General features: G+C 29.2%; 20 protein-coding genes. 8 read left to right on the forward strand and 12 right to left on the reverse strand.

The genetic code is table 11. The features are described 5' to 3' along the window. Nucleotides 1-5: 5 nt before the first annotated feature. From KMP69_RS00125 to KMP69_RS00145, 5 genes are all read left to right on the forward strand, one after another. Nucleotides 6-917: a branched-chain amino acid ABC transporter permease gene (locus tag KMP69_RS00125; RefSeq protein WP_214399963.1), complete on the forward strand. Its 912-nt coding sequence runs from the start codon at nucleotides 6-8 to the stop codon at nucleotides 915-917. Between the two features lie 22 nt (nucleotides 918-939). Next, on the forward strand, nucleotides 940-1,980 hold the full coding sequence (locus tag KMP69_RS00130) for a branched-chain amino acid ABC transporter permease (protein WP_214399964.1): 1,041 nt from the start codon (nucleotides 940-942) through the stop codon (nucleotides 1,978-1,980). Nucleotides 1,981-2,137: 157 nt separating this feature from the next. Then, entirely contained in the window at nucleotides 2,138-2,626 is a 489-nt protein-coding gene (hacB, locus tag KMP69_RS00135; protein ID WP_214399965.1) for a homoaconitase small subunit, read from the forward strand. Nucleotides 2,627-2,629: 3 nt separating this feature from the next. Beyond that, a complete protein-coding gene (locus KMP69_RS00140) occupies nucleotides 2,630-3,118 on the forward strand; it encodes a 6-carboxytetrahydropterin synthase (RefSeq protein ID WP_214399966.1) in 489 nt (162 codons plus the stop codon). Nucleotides 3,119-3,346: 228 nt separating this feature from the next. Continuing rightward, nucleotides 3,347-4,399, forward strand: coding sequence for a bis-aminopropyl spermidine synthase family protein (locus KMP69_RS00145; RefSeq protein ID WP_214399967.1), 1,053 nt, complete (start codon nucleotides 3,347-3,349; stop codon nucleotides 4,397-4,399). A gap of 13 nt (nucleotides 4,400-4,412) precedes the next feature. Here the strand turns inward: KMP69_RS00145 and dph5 are convergent, their stop codons facing one another. After that, complete coding sequence (dph5, locus tag KMP69_RS00150; protein WP_214399968.1) at nucleotides 4,413-5,186, reverse strand: diphthine synthase; 774 nt, start codon at nucleotides 5,184-5,186, stop codon at nucleotides 4,413-4,415. A 125-nt stretch (nucleotides 5,187-5,311) separates the two neighbouring features. Between dph5 and KMP69_RS00155 the strand changes: the two genes are divergently transcribed. Further along, nucleotides 5,312-6,475 carry a cation:proton antiporter gene (locus tag KMP69_RS00155; protein WP_214399969.1) on the forward strand — a complete coding sequence of 388 codons (1,164 nt, stop codon included), beginning with the start codon at nucleotides 5,312-5,314 and terminating at the stop codon, nucleotides 6,473-6,475. 11 nt (nucleotides 6,476-6,486) lie between these two features. On the opposite strand, the gene KMP69_RS00160 is transcribed toward KMP69_RS00155, so the two are convergent. From KMP69_RS00160 to KMP69_RS00200, 9 genes are all read right to left on the reverse strand, one after another. After that, the gene (locus KMP69_RS00160; protein ID WP_214400700.1) at nucleotides 6,487-6,744 is read right to left on the reverse strand and encodes a DUF2097 family protein; all 258 of its coding nucleotides are present in this window, start codon (nucleotides 6,742-6,744) and stop codon (nucleotides 6,487-6,489) included. An 18-nt stretch (nucleotides 6,745-6,762) separates the two neighbouring features. Beyond that, nucleotides 6,763-7,272, reverse strand: a complete 510-nt coding sequence (locus KMP69_RS00165; RefSeq protein WP_214399970.1) for a nicotinamide-nucleotide adenylyltransferase — start codon at nucleotides 7,270-7,272, stop codon at nucleotides 6,763-6,765. A gap of 77 nt (nucleotides 7,273-7,349) precedes the next feature. After that, complete coding sequence (ppsA, locus tag KMP69_RS00170) at nucleotides 7,350-10,907, reverse strand: intein-containing phosphoenolpyruvate synthase (RefSeq protein WP_214399971.1); 3,558 nt, start codon at nucleotides 10,905-10,907, stop codon at nucleotides 7,350-7,352. A gap of 116 nt (nucleotides 10,908-11,023) precedes the next feature. Beyond that, a complete protein-coding gene (gene rplJ, locus KMP69_RS00175) occupies nucleotides 11,024-11,548 on the reverse strand; it encodes a 50S ribosomal protein L16 (protein WP_214399972.1) in 525 nt (174 codons plus the stop codon). Nucleotides 11,549-11,704: 156 nt separating this feature from the next. Further along, complete coding sequence (locus tag KMP69_RS00180) at nucleotides 11,705-12,388, reverse strand: glycosyltransferase family 2 protein (protein ID WP_214399973.1); 684 nt, start codon at nucleotides 12,386-12,388, stop codon at nucleotides 11,705-11,707. 61 nt (nucleotides 12,389-12,449) lie between these two features. Then, on the reverse strand, nucleotides 12,450-13,187 hold the full coding sequence (locus KMP69_RS00185; protein ID WP_214399974.1) for a hypothetical protein: 738 nt from the start codon (nucleotides 13,185-13,187) through the stop codon (nucleotides 12,450-12,452). Between the two features lie 2 nt (nucleotides 13,188-13,189). Continuing rightward, nucleotides 13,190-13,369, reverse strand: coding sequence for a hypothetical protein (locus KMP69_RS00190; protein WP_214399975.1), 180 nt, complete (start codon nucleotides 13,367-13,369; stop codon nucleotides 13,190-13,192). Between the two features lie 2 nt (nucleotides 13,370-13,371). After that, nucleotides 13,372-14,154 (reverse strand): septum site-determining protein MinD, encoded by a 783-nt coding sequence (gene minD, locus KMP69_RS00195; protein WP_214399976.1) that lies wholly within the window; start codon nucleotides 14,152-14,154, stop codon nucleotides 13,372-13,374. 113 nt (nucleotides 14,155-14,267) lie between these two features. After that, nucleotides 14,268-15,152 (reverse strand): DUF2121 family protein, encoded by an 885-nt coding sequence (locus tag KMP69_RS00200; RefSeq protein WP_214399977.1) that lies wholly within the window; start codon nucleotides 15,150-15,152, stop codon nucleotides 14,268-14,270. 170 nt (nucleotides 15,153-15,322) lie between these two features. Here KMP69_RS00200 and nikR point away from each other — a divergent pair, with 170 nt between their 5' ends. Next, the gene (gene nikR / locus KMP69_RS00205; protein ID WP_214399978.1) at nucleotides 15,323-15,748 is read left to right on the forward strand and encodes a nickel-responsive transcriptional regulator NikR; all 426 of its coding nucleotides are present in this window, start codon (nucleotides 15,323-15,325) and stop codon (nucleotides 15,746-15,748) included. Between the two features lie 5 nt (nucleotides 15,749-15,753). Here the strand turns inward: nikR and KMP69_RS00210 are convergent, their stop codons facing one another. Both KMP69_RS00210 and cobK read right to left on the reverse strand, forming a co-directional pair. Beyond that, nucleotides 15,754-16,842: an archaeosine biosynthesis radical SAM protein RaSEA gene (locus KMP69_RS00210; RefSeq protein ID WP_214399979.1), complete on the reverse strand. Its 1,089-nt coding sequence runs from the start codon at nucleotides 16,840-16,842 to the stop codon at nucleotides 15,754-15,756. A gap of 26 nt (nucleotides 16,843-16,868) precedes the next feature. Then, nucleotides 16,869-17,609 (reverse strand): precorrin-6A reductase, encoded by a 741-nt coding sequence (gene cobK, locus KMP69_RS00215; RefSeq protein ID WP_214399980.1) that lies wholly within the window; start codon nucleotides 17,607-17,609, stop codon nucleotides 16,869-16,871. Nucleotides 17,610-17,694: 85 nt separating this feature from the next. Here cobK and hemB point away from each other — a divergent pair, with 85 nt between their 5' ends. Further along, nucleotides 17,695-18,666 carry a porphobilinogen synthase gene (hemB, locus tag KMP69_RS00220; protein WP_214399981.1) on the forward strand — a complete coding sequence of 324 codons (972 nt, stop codon included), beginning with the start codon at nucleotides 17,695-17,697 and terminating at the stop codon, nucleotides 18,664-18,666. Nucleotides 18,667-18,681: the final 15 nt, after the last annotated feature.

The following is an 18,681-nucleotide window of genomic DNA, read 5'->3' on the forward strand; positions in this document are numbered from 1 at the left end:
AAATAATGATTTTAGAAGGAGCAATTATTTATTCCAACCTTTTAGTTTTATTGGCTTTAGGATTAACTCTAACTTATATAACAACAAACGTTCCAAACTTTGCCCAAGGAAGTTATGCAATAGTTGGGAGTTATGTTGCTTTAACCATGTTGAAGTTGTTTGATATAAGTCCTTATCTTTCTCTGCCAGTATTATTTGTTGTTGGGGCAGTTGTTGGTTTAGTAACTTACTTAGCTTTAAAGCCATTGATAAAAAGAGGAGCTTCAGTAGAGATTTTAATGATTGCTACATTGGCAATTGATTTGATATTGTTGGGGGTTATTGGAGCTTATTCTGAAATATTAAGTGCAATTGTTGGCTCTACTCAGGCAAAATTCGTTTTTGCAAACTTAGACTTCAGTTTATTTGGATTTAAAGGAATTTTGTTCGTTTCAACATTTGTTATTATTTTACTATTAATTGGGCTTTATCTTCTGTTGTATAAAACAAAGTTTGGTATTGCTTTAAGAGCATCAATGGAAAATCCTTCCCTTGCTCAAACAGTGGGTATTGATGTAGAAAAAACAAGATTATTCTCTTGGATTCTATCTGGAGCTTTAGCTGGGATTGCTGGAGGACTTTTACCTTTCATGCAAGAAATTGTTCCAGCTACAGGAGGTTTAATAATTATTTCAATCTTCGCAGCGAGTATTGTTGGAGGATTGAGACATATAAGCGGGGCGTTAATTGGAGGTTATATAATTGGAGTATCTGAGAGTTTAATAACCTATTACTTGGCATCAGCATTTGGAACTGGATTCTTAGTTTATGGAAAGGTTATCTCTCTAATTATAATGATAATAACATTGTTAGTTACGCCTTATGGAATTACAGGGGTTGATTGGAAGAAAGTTAAAAAAATGCTTTCCACTTCATAATTTAATTTTTTGAGGTGAAAAAATGATTGTTGAGCTTATATCATTAATCTTATTGTGGTTTGGTATCTATTATATAGTATCATTATCCTTAAATATGGAATTTGGTTACGCTGGAATCCCAAACTTTGGTAAAGCTTTATCTGTTTTAGTTGGGGCAATTGCAGTTGGAGGAATTTTAGATAGGTTGTTAATGCTTTATTTTGGTGTTGGAGGAGGGTTGATTGAAGGCTCTACTTACGCAACATCTATGATAAATGATGTAATTGCTTCAAATCCGTTAGTTGGGATAGGAATTTTAATATTATCTATAATATTAGCTTCAATTTTAGGATTTATTGTTGGAGCCATCTTTATTCTACCAAGTGCTAAGTTAAAAGAGGACTATTTGGGGATTACCTTATTGGCAATAAGTGAGGCAGTATTTTTAGTTTGTACCTATGATTTAAATATAATTGGTGGATATTATGGAATCTCCACTCCAGATATTTTAGCGTTTGTCTCTGGGGAGTATAGAGGTTGGGTATTTACAGGAATAGTATTATTTATTGCCTTCTTAGTTTATTTATTCTTTGAAAGATTGCTAAATACACCATTTGGGAGAATATTGAAAGCAATGAGAGAAAATGAAGACACTGTTAAGGCATTTGGTAGAGACATAATGAAGTTGAGGATAAAAACAATGGCAATTGGTTCTGCAATTGGTGCAATTGCTGGGGCTTTGTATTCCTTATATACAGTAAATATAGTTGCTAATGCATTTACAAGGGTTGAATGGACGTTTTTCCCATTCTTAATGGTTTTATTGGGAGGAAAGGGAAATAATAAAGGAGTAGCTTTGGGGGTTTTATGTTATGTTATAGTTAAAGTATTATTAGATGTTTATAAGTATGACTTAAAATATACCTTAAATATTCCATTTGAGCCTGTTTGGTTATCTTATATACTATTTGGAGTTTTAATGCTTCTCATTCTTTACTATAAACCGTCTGGTTTAATCCCTGAAAAACCAATTTTAACTCCTCCAATGAAAAAGAAAATTATGGAAATTAGTAATAATAAATAATTTATAATAAATAATAGTGGATATTAAAATTTTTATCTTTTTTAAATAATTTTATAATAAAAAGTCCTAAAATCTAAAAATCTAAAATTTAAATTATATTTTAAAATCAAAATCACTATAAAATTCCAATAAAATACTGTGGTTTTTTGGTGATAAAATGATAATTAAAGGTAGAGTTCATAAATATGGGGATGATGTAGATACTGATGCTATTATTCCTGGTCCATATTTGAGAACTACAGACCCTTACGAATTGGCAAAATACTGTATGGCAGGGATTGATGAAAATTTCCCAAAAAAAGTTAAAGAAGGAGATGTTATAGTTGCAGGAGAAAACTTTGGATGTGGTTCAAGTAGGGAACAAGCTGTAATAGCAATAAAATACTGTGGTATTAAAGCGGTTATAGCAAAGAGTTTCGCAAGAATTTTTTATAGAAATGCCATAAATATTGGTCTAATTCCTATAATTGCAAATACTGATGAAATTGAGGATGGAGATATAATAGAAATCGACTTAGATAAAGAAGTTATAAAAATAATTAATAAAAACAAGACCATAAAGTGTAAAGCTCCAAAAGGTTTAGAATGGGAAATTCTGAACGCAGGAGGGTTAGTAAATTATTTTAAAAAGAAAAAAAGGTGCTAAACTATGCTTTTAGAACTAAATGGATTACACGCAGGTTTAAGGTTTTCATCTGCCCATATTGTATTTGGACATCCAACTTGTGGGGTTATTCATGGGCATTCATACTATGTTGATGTAAAAATTAATGGAGAAAGATTTGGAGAATTCAACTTTGTCTGTGACTTTAAAATAATTAAAAAAATTGTAAAAGAGATTTGTGATAGTATAGATCATAAATTAATACTTCCAAAAAATCATAAAGATGTTTATTATGAGTTGAGAGACACAACCCTATATTTTAAATATAAGAACAAAGAATACTCTATCCCTGTGGAAGATGTGATTTTATTACCTATTCCTTCCACCACTGCTGAGGATTTAGCAATATATTTTGCTAATGAAATTTCAAAAAAATTAAAAGATCTTGGTTTTTCTAATATAAATTGGATAGAAGTTTCTATCAACGAAGGAATAGGACAGGGTGCATGTTATAGAATGTATTTAAAACCATAGAGGGGGTGAAACCCCCTCTATTGGTATACTCCCCCATATGCTTGTATATTTTTAATTTCCATAAGGCTTCGCCCTATTGGTATACTCATAATTAAACAAAAAAGGCAAATATTCGGGGGTATATCAATAGGGGGTGAAACCCCCTATGGAGCAATAGAGGGCCTTCCTTCTATGCGGTGTATATCAATAGGGGGCAGAGCCCCTTCTATGGTTATGAGAGGTGAAATAATGGATAGAATATTAGAGAAGGTTAAAGAGAGATCAGAGATTCCAGTATATGATAAATCTATAGAGAATGTTTTATCAGCAATATTGACATCAGAAGATTTTTGGAAAATTGTTGATTTGAGTGAAGAACCCCTTCCATTAGTAGCGGATATTATAAGAGTTTTGGAAGAGGAGGGATTATTAAAAATAGAAGATAGTATAAAATTAACTGAAAAAGGTTATGAGTTTGTAAAAGAGTATGGAATTAGTAAAAAGATGGACGATATATGTGAATGTTGCGAAGGGAGAGGAGTTTCTTTAAAGAACTATAAAGATTTATTAGAAAAGTTTAAAGAGATTGTCAAAAATAGACCTATGCCCAAACACGAATATGACCAAGGTTTCGTTACTCCTGAATGCACAGTTTCGAGAATCGCTTTAATGAATTCAAGAGGTGATTTATTCAATAAAAATGTTTTAGTTTTAGGAGACGATGATTTAACAAGTATTGCCTTAATGCTTTCAAATCTTCCAAGAAAAATCGTAGTTGTAGATATTGATGAGAGACTAATTAATTTCATAAAAGAAGTTGCTGAACAGTTAAACTACAAAAATATTGAAGTTATCACATTAGATTTAAGAAAACCACTTCCAGAAAAGTATAGTAGAGCGTTTGATACATTTATTACAGACCCTCCTGAAACTGTATATGCAATAAAAACATTTATTGGTAGAGGAATTTCAGCATTAAAAGGAGAGAGAAGAGCAGGATACTTTGGAATTACAAGAAGAGAAAGTTCCTTAGACAAGTGGAGAGAAATTCAAAGAACATTAATAAATGAGTTCAATGTAGTTATAACTGATATAATTAGAAATTTCAATCACTATGTAAATTGGGGCTATGATGAAGAAACAAGAGCCTGGAAGTTAGCTCCAATTAAGAAAAAACCAAAAGATATTTGGTATAAATCATATATGTTTAGAATAGAAACCTTAAAAGATAGTAAAGGTTTTGAAGAGGAAGTAGATATTGGAGATGAATTATACAATGATGCCGAAAGTTCAACAACATAAAAATTAAAAAAGATTAAATATTTTCACATAGGTATTTTAATGCCTCTTCTTCCATAAAATGTAGTTTTCCTGGAATTATTATTGAATGTAAAGGTTTTCCAAAATCATAATTAATTAAATCTTTTATTTTTCCGTAAACTAATTTTGGTTTTAAACTACCCAATCTTGCAACTACTACAACCTTAGTTTCTTCACTCAATACATTTTCTTTTTTTCTATTCTCCAATTCTAATAAAATTTTTAATCCTTCGTTAGCAGTCATAAATCTTTTTTCATTTTCTTCTATCCTTATATCTAATAAACAAAGAGTATGTAATCCCCTCTCTAAGTTTTCTTTTATTACATTATATGGAGTTTCTGGGAAATAATTTTCCTCTGGGAAGACAATTGATGTAGTTTTGCCAAATTTATATAATTGTAATCCAGTGATTCCTACTGCCGAATAAATTGATGGAGCATTTATAATTAAAACTTCAATTCCTCTCTTTTTTGCCTCAATTGCCAAATCTATATGGGTTGTTGCGACCATAGGGTCTCCAGCGGTTAAAAACATTATATCTTTGTCTTTTGCTTCCTCTATTATTTTATAGCCTTCATATTCAACATCTTTTCTACTTAAAACATGTATTTTTTTACCTAAAACTTCCTCTATTTTTTCTATAGTTGTGCCAGTTAAAATAGATGTGTAAAATTCTGCATAAATTTTATCTACCTTTTTAGCAAATTTTAAAGTTTTTAGAGTCATATCATTTTCATCATACAATCCTAATCCAGCAAAGACTATCATTAATATCACCTACGATAAATTAATAAACATAAAAAACCATAGACCTATGTTAAATTTAATTAAAATTTAAGTTAATTTAAACTAATTACTATTACTATATTACTATAATCCTTAATGGTGAGGTAATGGAGAACTATTACTACATATTTTTTATTATACTGTCGATAATTTTTATTGTTCCAAACTTATTAAAGAGATTTAACATCCCAGTTATAACCTCTATAATGATTGCAGGAATGATTATTGGACCCTATGGATTAGGAATTTTACAATTAGATGAAACTTTAAAAGTTCTATCTGAGCTTGGAGCAATTATGTTAATGTTTTTAGCTGGCTTAGAAGTAGATAACGAAACTTTAAGAGGGGAATTAAAAAATTCATTATTATTGGCATTATTTTCTTTAATAATTCCAGGAATTGGAGGATATTTGGTTGGAGAATATTTGAACCTTGGATTTATTGGAAGTTTATTGTATGCAGTAATTTTTGCTTCACACTCTGTAGCTATTGTTTATGGAATTCTAAACGAGTTAAATATGGTTAAAACAAGATTAGGTACTATAATATTAAGTGCTACGATTGTTGTTGATTTATTAACTTTATTGCTACTTTCAGTAGTTATAAAGTTAGGAGTTGGAGAAAGCAATATAGGAATATTCCTATTAGAAGCATTTTTATACATTGTTGTATTATTATTGGCAATTCCTTATGTATCTAAGTATATTCTTAAATTATTTGAAAAACTTCACGCACAGAGGATTCATTATATTTTATTTATTATATTTATAGCAATAATAATTGGAGAAATCCTTGGAATTCATCCAATAGTTGGAGCTTTTATATGTGGAGTTGCTGTTAGTGAGGCATTAACTAAAGAAGAACACGACGAACTATTAAATAAAAATTTAAATGCAATTGGTTATGGATTTTTTATTCCAATATTCTTTTTAGTTTTGGGAATGGAAACTAATCTTAAAGTAGTTTTTAATTTAAGCAATTTGGAACTATTGTTAATTACATTAATTTCAGCAATATCTTTAAAATTTATTTCAGGTTTATTTGCGTTAAAATTACTAAAATTTGATAAACTAAGAAGTATCTTTGGAAGTTTATTAACAATTCCAAAAATTTCAGCCTCATTAGTTGCGGCATCAATTGGAAAAGAGTTTGGTTTAATAGATAACAGTATATTCGTAACAATCGTAACTCTCTCTATAATCACATCTATAATAACTCCAATCTTAGCAAAACATATATTTATTCAAAAATGTAGTAATAATAATCATTAGAATATTAATAATTAGTAGAATCTTAAAACTACCCTTTTATTTTGTGTAGTATGTACTACCTCTAAAATGTCTTCTAATATACTTTCGAGGTCTAACTCAATAATCCCAAATTTTTTATTGAGTATCCTTAAAAATCCTTCATCATAGTGTAATAATTTTCCCTCAACATGAACTCTACCAAAGTATATTTCAACATACTCTCCATAATCAATATTCTCAAAGTAATCAAAGATTTCTTCAGGATTTTTAATGTCAATAAATTCTTCAATCATAATATTAACCTCATTTTATATTTTATCAGTTTGAGATAATTTTTTTAATCTTTCAACTCCATTAATCTCTTTAATTACTTCAACAACAGCCTTAGGGACTAAGTGCTCCCATTTCTCGCCATTTAACATTCTTCTTCTAATCTCAGTCCCAGAGTATTCTTTTCTATTAAACATCTCTGGCTTTTTTACTATATAACCTCTTTCTTCAAATAAAACTCTAACTAATGGATTTCCACTATATACAATATTAAAAGGAGGAGTTAAAGATTCAACATAAGAAACCCAAATTGAATTAAATTCAATGTCTTTTATTGGAATAGGATAATAGGTTATATCATAATTTTTAAGAGTTTGAGTAATCATAAGAATTCTTTCACCAGCAGTAAATGGATTTTCTAAGGTATGGCTTTTTTGAGCACTACCTATTCCAATTATTATTTCATCAACCTCTTTAGATATTTTTTTGATAACCTCTAAATGCCCTTTATGAAATGGTTGAAATCTCCCAATTATAAACCCTCTCAACATATCACCAAAAATAGATAATAAAGTAAATTAATATAAAATAACTAAAATAAAAAATAAAAGAGGAATCATTAAATTTACTCTTTTTCTAAGTAAGATTTTCTAATAAAGTTCAATATTACTTTCTGCTCAGTTCTTGCTACTACTCTTCTTATTGTTTCTACAGCGTCAATATTTGCCGATACACTGTCAATTCCCCACTCTACTAATTTCTCAACTATGTGAGGTCTACTACCAGCTTGCCCACATATTGATGTTTTTATTCCATGTTTCTTACAAGTTTTTATAACATACTCCACCAATTTTAATACAGCAGGATGATCTTCTTTATAGTATTTTGAAACTAACTCGTTGTTTCTATCTATTGCTATTGTGTATTGTGTTAAATCATTAGTTCCTAAACTTACAAAGTTAATTCCCTCTTTTATAAAGTCCTCAATGATTAAAGCTGCAGCTGGAGTTTCAACCATAATTCCAAATGGAATATCTTTTCCTAATTCTAAACCAACATCTCTTGCAATTTCTTTAACTTTTTTAACTTCATCAGGATGAGTAACTAATGGAATCATGATTTCTATATTCTTATAACCTTCCTCTCTCAATCTCTTAATAGCCTTTAACTCACATTTTAAGATATCAACTTCATCTAAACCTCTTCTAATTCCTCTCCAACCTAACATAGGATTATGTTCAATAGGCTCGTTTTCTCCTCCTTCTAATCCCCTAAATTCATCTGTTGGAGCATCTAATGTTCTATAAGTTACAGGTCTTGGATAGAATGCATCTGCTACCTTTCTAATTCCTTCCATTAATGCTTCAATTAAAGCCTCCTCTCCTTCTTCTTCTAAAATCTTTCTTGGATGCTTACCTAAACCTAAAATCATATGCTCTGCTCTTAATAAACCAACTCCATCTGCTCCTGTTGCCGCCGCTCTCTCGGCAACCTCAGGCATACTAACATTAACTTTAACCTCTGTGGCTGTAATAATTGGAACTTGTTGAACTATTGTTGTAGTAACTTCTGATTTTTTCTCCTCTTCTACTTTTTTAATCTCCCCTTCATAAACAATTCCTTTTTCTCCATCAACTGTAACTATCATACCATCTTTTAGAATCTCTGTTGCCTTCTTTGTTCCAACAACGCATGGAGTTCCTAACTCTCTTGAAACTATAGCCGCGTGGCAATTAAATACTACTATTGGAGTGTAATTTTTAGTCCAAACTACATAGTTGTGGTCAAAGTCATTGTTTGCCTTTACAGTAATGTTATATACCTCACCATAATCTTCGTTAATTTTTGTTAATCTTATGCTATGTATATCAGAATCTTTTATTAATTCTACTTTTTTCAATAGAGATTTTAAGCCAGTATCTACTTTTTTACACTCTTTTAAGTAGGTATATAATTTATTAACTCCAATGAATGATTTATTTTTGAAATACTTGAATAAATATCCTCTGTAATCATATTCTTTACACTCTGGAAGCATCTGAGCAATGTCAATTAATTTTGCATCAACTTTTATCTTAGAATCAAATTCATTCAATTTTTCAATTGAAATTCTTTTAGTTTTTGATAGTATTTTTTCAATGTTGTTCTTTATTGATATAACTGCGGTTTTTGTATCTTTTTTGACTCTCATTCTTGGTATTGCTCCAATTCTATACAACGCTAAAATAATTCCTTCAATTTTCTTTTTATGTTCTACATTTTCATATATCTCTAATCTACTTCTGCTTATACAACCATCACCATCAACATAACCTGCTAAGAAATCTATTAACTCACTTTCTGTTGCATATAATGGAATTGTATTAATGTTATCTTCAACATGCCCCAATATTTCTGATGGCTGTTTTTTACTTGTTTGATATTCTACAACTCCATTTCTTACATTTGAAAATGGTCTAAATTCTCCATTTATATGTTTAATATCCTCTAAAACTTTATTTATAAACTCTCTTTTTTCTTCTGTATTTTTCTGAGTAAATCTCACTCTGAAAGGTCTTCCATCTTTTTTCCTTACTATGTGACCATCTGATAAAATTGCTCCACACAAATACATTATATCAGATAGAGTTTCATATTTCTCCTCAATCATTGGAATATAGTCAATGCTTAACACTGAGTAGTTGTTATTTATTACATCCTCCAATGGTATTTTTTGCAATCCTCCATCTTTAAATATTGGAAACTTATGGTCTGGTGTTATCTTTATAGTATCTGTTGTTTTCTTGTTCTTTCTATATACTCCAACTTCATACCTAACAGCAGTCCTTACCTGTGCGTCAATAACCTCCTTCCATTCAGTTTTTAATGTTTTGGAATTTAATCCCAACACTTTTAATTTTTCTCCTTTTTTAACTAATTTATAGATATCTTTTATTTTCATAAAGCCTCTGTCTGTAAGTATTTTTGCATCTCCCTCTATACAGGTCAATCCACCCTCATCTGTTATTATTGCTGCAGCCTTTTTCATTGCTGGAACCATATCTGGTGTAGTCATTTTTGTCACTAATATGTCTCCTTCTTTAACTTTATCTATCTCTTTTACATCCATAATTATCTTAACTGGTCCCGTAGCAATTCCTGGGGAGGCACCAATACCCTTCAACAATATTTTACTTTCAATATCCTCTTCTGAAACAGTCTTTTTTTCTTTTTTACCTTTCTTCAATGTAGTTATTGGTCTTGCCTGAACCATATAGAATTTGCCTTTTTCATAAGCCCATTCAACATCCATTGGCTTTTTATAATGATTCTCAATATTTATACCAATTTTAGCGAGTTCTTTTATTTCATCATCTGTTAAAACCTGCTTTTCTTTCATATCCTCAGGAACATCAACTATTTTTGTTTCTCCTTTTTCATCCTTAACAAACATTATTTCCTTTCTTGCTATGTATTTATCAATAATCTCCAAAGTTTTCTTATTGACTATGTATGTGTCTGGAGAAACAGAACCACTTACAACTCCTTCCCCTAAACCCCAAGCTGCCTCTATAACTAACTCATCGTAGTTTTCTGTTATTGGATTAACGGTAAACATAACTCCTGCCTTTTCAGAATTGACTAATTTTTGGACAACAACAGCTAACGCTACTTTAAAGTGATCAAATCCTTTCTGTTCTCTATAAAAAATAGCTCTTGGTGTAAATAATGATGAAAAACACTTTTGAACATATTTAACTACATTCTCTGCTCCTTTTATATTCAAATAAGTGTCTTGCTGTCCTGCAAAACTTGCATCTGGCAAATCTTCTGCAGTTGCTGAACTTCTCACAGCAACAGTTACATCTTCTTCATTACAAATCTCTGACAATTTGTTGTATGCTTCAATTATAGCAAGTTTTAAATCATCTGGCATTTCTACCTCTTCAAACATCTTCCTAATTTTTTCTGAAGCTTCATTTAACTTATCTGTATCGTTGATATCTAAATTTTTTAAAATCTCTTTTATTTTGTCAATTAAACCAGTTTCTTTTATAAAGTATCTGTAAGCATCAGCAGTAACTACGAATGCTGGAGGTACTGGTAAACCAGCGTTCCACATTTCTCCTAATGAAGCCCCTTTTCCTCCTGCTATATCAACATCTTTATTTGAAAGTTCATCTAACCATGCGATAAATTTCATTTTCTATCCCCTTTTTAATGTTATATAAATTATTTCTATAATTAAAGAATTATATAAACTTTTTATTTCTATAAATTTAAATATATTGATTCAAAATATAATAAAAAATAGTTAATTTAAAATTTGAGCAACTCTTTTCCTTGCTCAACAACGATTTTACAAGGCATTGGTAATTTCATTGCCGCTCTTCTTAATGCTTCCTTAGCATCTTGGAATTTATCAGGATTAACCCAGACAGTCATTACTGGTTGTCCTTCTTTAACTCTTGCAGCTGTTCCAATTGGCTTTCCAAATGCCAATCTCATACCGTCTGAAATTCTATCTGCCCCAGCTCCTGTAGCCATCTTGTGTTCTCTTAAAATTTGGTGTGGATAGACTCTAATCTGGAATTTGTATCCTAATCTTCCACATTTCTTTGTTAAATATTTGTTTGCCGCAACTCTCGCAGCCTCTAAAGCATTGTGTCTTATTTGAATAGGTTTTGTAGATACTAAATTAACTTTAACTGGAAAATCTGCAGATAAATTACCCATTATGTAATGAACTACTTTTGGTTGTGGAACCCCTTTAACATACTCTTTTCTTGTGTATGGTGGCTTATCTACATCTCTGTAGCATCTATTTGGTCTTAATGTAGCCATTATCATCACCTGTTTTTTTAATCATTATTCAATAGAATAAATTTGCTATATAAATAAATATTACTTATTTACTTTTAATTTCAAAAGAGTTTTATCTTAATATTATGTTATGCTTGACCTTATATTTTTAACATAATATTTAAACCTTACTGTTACTTAAAAAATAAATCTTATAACCTTCTCAGCGACTTCTAAGATTTTTCTCATTGTTATATATGAAACTGCTTCATCGTGATATTCAACATTTACATACTCTTCAACAATTTTAGCCCTTTTTTTTGCCAACTGTAAGGCTATAAAGTGTTCAACAGCATAACCCTCTCCAAAGTGAATATCCTTTAATAACTCTGCCTTTATAATTCTAAATCCACATTGAACATCCCTAAAAAAATAGATTCTTTTTGCATATATAAAAACTGCCAATGAAGTTAAAATTGATGCAAAAAAATTAGAGATTCTTCTATGGAAAGGGATATGCTTATATTTTCTAACCCCAAAAACAGCATCTGCATTATATTTTTTTAATTTATTTAATAGCTTTGGAATATCCATAGGTTTATGCTGATAGTCCCCATCAACATATATAATATATCTATATTTATTTAAAGATAAAGCAAATTTTGTTCCAACTTCTATAGCCTTTGCCTTACCTAAATTTTTTTCATTTCTTATCAAATAAACTTTAATATTACAATTCTTAGCAAAATCCTCAACAACTTTTGAAGTATTATCTATAGAACCGTCATCAACTACTATAGCATCTATTTTCAACTTTTCTAAATCTTTTAAGACTTTTAAAATATTTTTCTCTTCATTATAAGCAGGAATTACTGCAATCATAATTTATCACTATATTTAAAATTTTAAAAGAGAAAATAGTAGTAAATGTAGTAATGAAGATTTACAATTTAATTATATATATTACAAAGAATCCAAATAATACTCCTAATATTAAACCTAAAATTCCATAGAGTAATATATTATCATTCTGCTGTTGTTGTTGATATTCTATATTATTAGTATTACTATTATTATTTTTTAGGACATTTGAAGTATTTTTGCTATTATTTTCCATCTGATTTTTATTAGATATATTTATATTAATTACTTCTTTAGTTTCATTTAATGTATTCAAACTAACATTACCCAAATTAGATATATTATTAGATACGTTGTTTGAAATAACATTATTAATTGTAGCATTACTAATAACAGTTATATTTGTTTTTGATTCAGTAGTCGTAGATAAATTTATATTGTTGTTTATTAAAGATAATATCGATATTTTTTTCAAAAATGTTCTCTTTATATAAATCCCCTCACCAAAATATTGCATTTTAACTATTATAGTATGATTACCTGGTTTAATTGCTTTACCCTTAAAAATATAAAATATTTTAACATCTTCAGCAACTCCTGCATAGTGTAAGGTTGAATTTTTAAACGTTATAGCATCGGAATAGACTGTAACATTAAAATCCTCTATAGGATATGGAGTTCTCCACTGAAATATAACATATACTGAGTCATTAATTAAACATTTTTCTGGAACAATACTAATTTCTGGAGTATTTAGAGCATAACTAATCTCTGAAATTAAAAAGATTAAGAAGAAGAAAGCAAAAATTATTTTTTTCATATTTATCCCTCAATTTTTAATTTTCTCAACCTCTCGTTTAGTTTCTCAACCTCCTCTTTTGTTAATCTTGTAGCTCTTTTAACATTTTCTAATTCTTTCTGTAGTTGTATTACTTTAATACCCAATATTATGTTTAAAAGTAAGCTAATAAATACGATAACATATAATATCGTCAGATCCATTATTATCTCCCCCCAAACAATCCTTTAAGGAACCTTGAGATAAAGGTTTCTTTTTTCTGCTTAATTTTTGCTTCATACTTAACTCCAATTAATTTTGCGGCAATTTCCATAATTGCCTGAGCTGCTGGAGAGTCAGGATATAATATAACTAAAGGAGTTCCAAACGCCGCCGCTTTTCTAACATGTGGATCTTCTGGAACAACGCCAATAACAGGAACTTCTAAAATAGTTTCTATTGCCTTAACACTCAACTCAGTACTCTCATTAGAAACTCTGTTAACAATAGCTCCTATAATATCTGTTCCTAATCTTCTTGTGATTGCTATAATCTTCAAAGCATCAGATATTGAAGATATTTCAGGGTTTACTACAACTATTAAACCATCTGCTGATGATATAGCAATTAATGTCTCTTTTCCAATACCCGCTGGACAGTCAATAATCAATATGTCAACTAAATCATGTATAGTCTTTAAAACTTCTTCTAATTTTTCTGGATTAGCTCTCCTAAACTTTTCTAAGGATATACCTGCTGGAATAACTAAAACTCCTTCAGGACCTTCATAAATAGCGTCTTTAATATGTGCCTTACCTGCCAAAACATCGTTTAATGTAATTGGCTTTCCTTCCAAACCCATAATTAATTCTAAGTTTGCCATTGCTATATCTGCATCTAAAACAGCGACTTTTTTTCCAAATTTTGCCATAGCCACAGCAAGATTAGCCGCAATTGTAGTTTTTCCAGTTCCACCCTTTCCAGAAGCTATTGCAATAGCTATTGCCATTAATGTCACCTTTTACTAAGCTCTATAATTTAAAAAGTTACAAAAATATATACCACTTTAATTTACTAATGTAATAATTAGTATATAACTTTAATCATTAGTCATGTGGTTATTCAAAATTTGTAACAAATTATATAATTTGTCATTACTTTTTTATCAGTTCCTTTTATTCTCATATCTCCGTTTTCTATCACTACTATGTCACCATCTTTAAAATCTCCTTCGACTTCTATTACTTTAAATACATTTGGGTTAGGATCTATTTTGTTTATGGCTATATAATCATCATAAAGATGTAGTTTTCCATCTTTAATACATCCGATTTCTCCATTTTTTACAATTCTATTAACTATAGTCATAACCTTTCCAAAGTCAATTAACTGTTGTCTTAATTGGTCTCTATATTTAAATAATTCTTCTATGTCCTTCTTAATAATTTCCTCAAAATTTTCTTCATATTTATTTACACTATATATATCATACTCTTTACTTAGTGTGGGATTCCACTTAAATTTTTCAAAAATATTTTTTATAGTTTCTTCAATACTTTCTAATGGCATCATTGGGAAAAGTTTAGCAGTTTTTTTTAGTTCTTCCTCAACTTTCTTTTTTAAAAATTTATTTCCAAAAACGACAATTCCAAAGCCTTCTTTTATTATTTGATTTGTAACTTCATCATTTAAAATTTCTAAAATTGCACATTTTCCTTTAGTAGCATAAACTCTCCTTCTTTTTGCCTCTATTCCCAAACTTCTAACTTCTCCGACAACAACTGAATCAGATAATTTTCTAACTTTTTCTCTATTATCTTCAATTATAATTTTTATATTAAGTTTTTCAGCCAACTTATATAGATCTTCTTCTGATTTTATTTCTCCATTGTATAATTTTTCTTCTAATAATTTTCTATTTTGTTCATTGCCCCTAAAAAATATTTGTCTTCGATCGCCTCCAATAACAGCCCCGTTATTTCCATAATAACATATTATTAATGTCATTTTTTCACCATAATTATTACTTAAAAATTTCTAAAATTTAAGTTTAACTCTCTATATGTATTTTTTGAAATCGTTTATTAATAATCCCTTAGTATTATTGTCATAGTTAATCTTATATATTAGTTATTAAATAGTAATAATTATTACTTAAAAATTTTATGAGGGGGATTATGACTGAGATGGATAGAATAAGTATATCTCTCCCAACAAAACTCTTACAAGAATTTGATGAAATAATTGCTGAGAGAGGATATGCAAGTAGAAGTGAAGCTATTAGGGATGCTATTAGAGATTATATAATAAAACACAAGTGGATACACAGTCTAGAGGGAGAAAGAGCGGGGAGTATTAGCGTAATTTATAATCACCATGAGTCTGATGTTATGGAAAAAATTACTGAGATTCAACATGAATATACCGATATTATCGTTGCCACTTTGCATTTACACTTAGACCATGACCACTGTTTGGAGTCTATATTAGTTAGAGGAGATGCTAAAAGAATTAGAGAATTAACAGATAAATTAACAGCCTTAAAAGGAGTTAAACAAGTTAAATTAAGTGTTATGGTTCCAGGAGGATATATTCCTGAATAAATATATTAATTTAAACTAAAAATTTTTCTCTCATCTCCTAACGGAACTATATTTTTACTCTCAACTTCCAAATATGCCTCCCACAACTTTTTACATTCGCATTCTACATTTAAAACATCTATATCTTGCGTTAAAGTGAATCTTTCTAATCTTTCTTTAATTATTTTATTACACTTACATCCATATATATTGTGTGCCCCTCTCTCACTACCAACTCCTGAAGTATCACACATAATTAATGCATTTTTATTTTCTTTTTTTATATTTTTTAATATTTCAATAATACTCCATAAAAATGGTGGTCTATATTGATTTTTATTCCAGAAGTATTCTATTAAACTTCCTTTATGAATTGTAGTAGGACAGAATGATATTCTTGAACAGCCCAACTTTATACATTCGTTTGCTGATTGTATAGCATCTTTTATTGCATCTTTTTCAGTTATAAAAGGAGGCTTTATTAATAAATAGGCTTTTATTCCAATATCATAATTTTTTGCTAATTCTATAACTTTAATAATTTGTTCATTAGTTATTCCTTTGTTTATTGCATAATTTCTAATTTCTTCGTTAAGACTTTCAATTCCTACTCCTATTTCCACATTAATATTTAAATATTTCCTAATTTCATTTAATTTTTCTTCAGTTATAAATTCTGGTCTTGATTCTATAGCTACTTCTTTTAAATTTTCAAATTCACTAAGTTTTTTAAATATATACTCTCTCGCCTCCCTATGAACTTCTCTATCATCTAAAAAACTTCCAGAAGTGAATATTTTAACGCTGAAATCTTTTAAATCCTTTAACTTTTCTTTATATTTCTCAATTGCATAATTAAATTGATTTATTATATTTTCAGATGTTATTTTTTCAGGAGATGAGTCCATTAAGTAAGAACACATTAAACATCCTCCTTCTTTTGCATAGAAACATCCTTCTGTTCTTAAAATTATAGTTAATGATTTACCAATTGTAAAATCTCTATAAATGTCATCTTGAATCCACACTGCAATAGGTTTATTTTTATCTCTCACTTTTCTTTTTTTTAGGTTTTTTTCTCTAAACTTTCTTAGAAATGCTTTATAATCTTCCATTTTATCAACTCTTTATAATTTATTTTTTATTTTTTTAAATAATTAATAAGCTCATCTATATCACTAAAACATATTGGATAGTTCAATTTAGGTCTTTCAACTACTATAACCTTAGCCCCTACTTCTAAGGCACCATAAACTTTTTCATAAAATCCTCCACTACTTCCACTATCTTTGGTTATGATAGCATCACATCCGTAATCTCTTATTAAATATTTATTTAATTCTTTAGAAAATGTTCCATACATTGCTACAATATTCTGCTGAGGTAGAATTTTTAAAGCCTCATTCACTGAAATTGGTAAAACTCTGGCAACAACTTTATCTTTTCCAACTATATCAACAACAGTTTTTAAGTTTTTAATTCCTGCCATATGGAAGATTTTATTAAATTTTTTAGCTAATTTAGCCCCTTCTTCAAAATCTTTAACATAAATAACATTTGGATGCTCTATTTTTTTCCATTCTCTTTCAAATCTTACATACTCTATATTGTTAGATTTACAAACATCCATAGCGTTTTTACTTGCATTTACAGCAAAGGGATGCGTAGCGTCAATTAAAATGTTTATTTTATATTCTTTTATTATTTTATTTAAATCATTTTTATTTAGAGGTTTGTCAATTATTTTATCAGCAAATTCTATTCCCAATTTTCCTCCATAATCTGTTGTTGAAGTATATAAAATATATAAATTATCTAAATTTTTTAATTTTCTCCCAATTTCTACGCTATCTTTAGTTCCTCCCATTAATAAAACTCTCATAACAACCAACCCATAAGTTTATTTAAACTTTTGTTAGATATAGTATAACTAAATTATTATAAGTAGTTGAAGATGGTGAATATTAATGTTAATAAGACCAAGAAGATTGAGAAAAAATCAAAAAATTAGAGATTTGGTTAGAGAAACAACTTTAACAAAGAACGATTTAATTATGCCTATTTTTGTTGATGAAAATTTAAAAGGAAATGAAAAGAGAGAAATTAATTCTATGCCTAACCAGTATAGATTTAGTGTTGAAGGGGCAATAGAAGAAGCAAAAAATATTGCAGATTTAGGAATTCCAGCAATAATATTATTTGGTATTCCAAAGTATAAAGATGAAATTGCAAGTTCTGCCTACGATAAAAATGGAGTAGTTCAGCGAACTATAAGGGGAATTAAAGAGGAGTTAGGGGATGAGATTTTAGTTATTGCTGACTGTTGTCTATGTGAATATACTTCCCATGGACACTGTGGAATTGTTAAAAATGGCAAAATATTAAATGATGCCACACTACCAATTTTAGCAAAGATAGCTTTATCTTATGCTGAATCTGGAGTAGATATTGTAGCCCCATCAGATATGATGGATGGAAGAGTTAGAGTAATAAGAGAAAGTTTAGAAGAAAATGGATATGATGATGTATTAATAATGAGTTATTCTGCAAAGTATGCCTCTTCATTTTATGGACCATTTAGAGAAGCCGCAGAAAGTGCTCCGAAGTTTGGAGATAGGAGAAGTTATCAGATGGATATTGGTAATTCAAGAGAGGCTTTAAAAGAAATTGCATTAGACATTGAGGAAGGGGCAGATATGATATTGATAAAACCAGCATTATCTTACTTAGATATTATAAGATTAGCTAAAAATAACTTTAATGTCCCTATTGGTGGTTATTCAGTAAGTGGAGAGTATGCAATGGTTGAAGCAGCATCTAAAAATGGATGGTTAGATAAGGATAAAGTTATTTATGAAATACTGTTAAGTATAAAAAGAGCAGGGGCTGATTTTATTATTACATACTGGGCTAAATATGCCGCTGAAAAATTACTCTAAATAAAACATTAAGGG

It is taken from the genome of Methanocaldococcus lauensis (assembly GCF_902827225.1).
GTDB lineage: Archaea > AGJL01 > Methanococci > Methanococcales > Methanocaldococcaceae > Methanocaldococcus > Methanocaldococcus lauensis.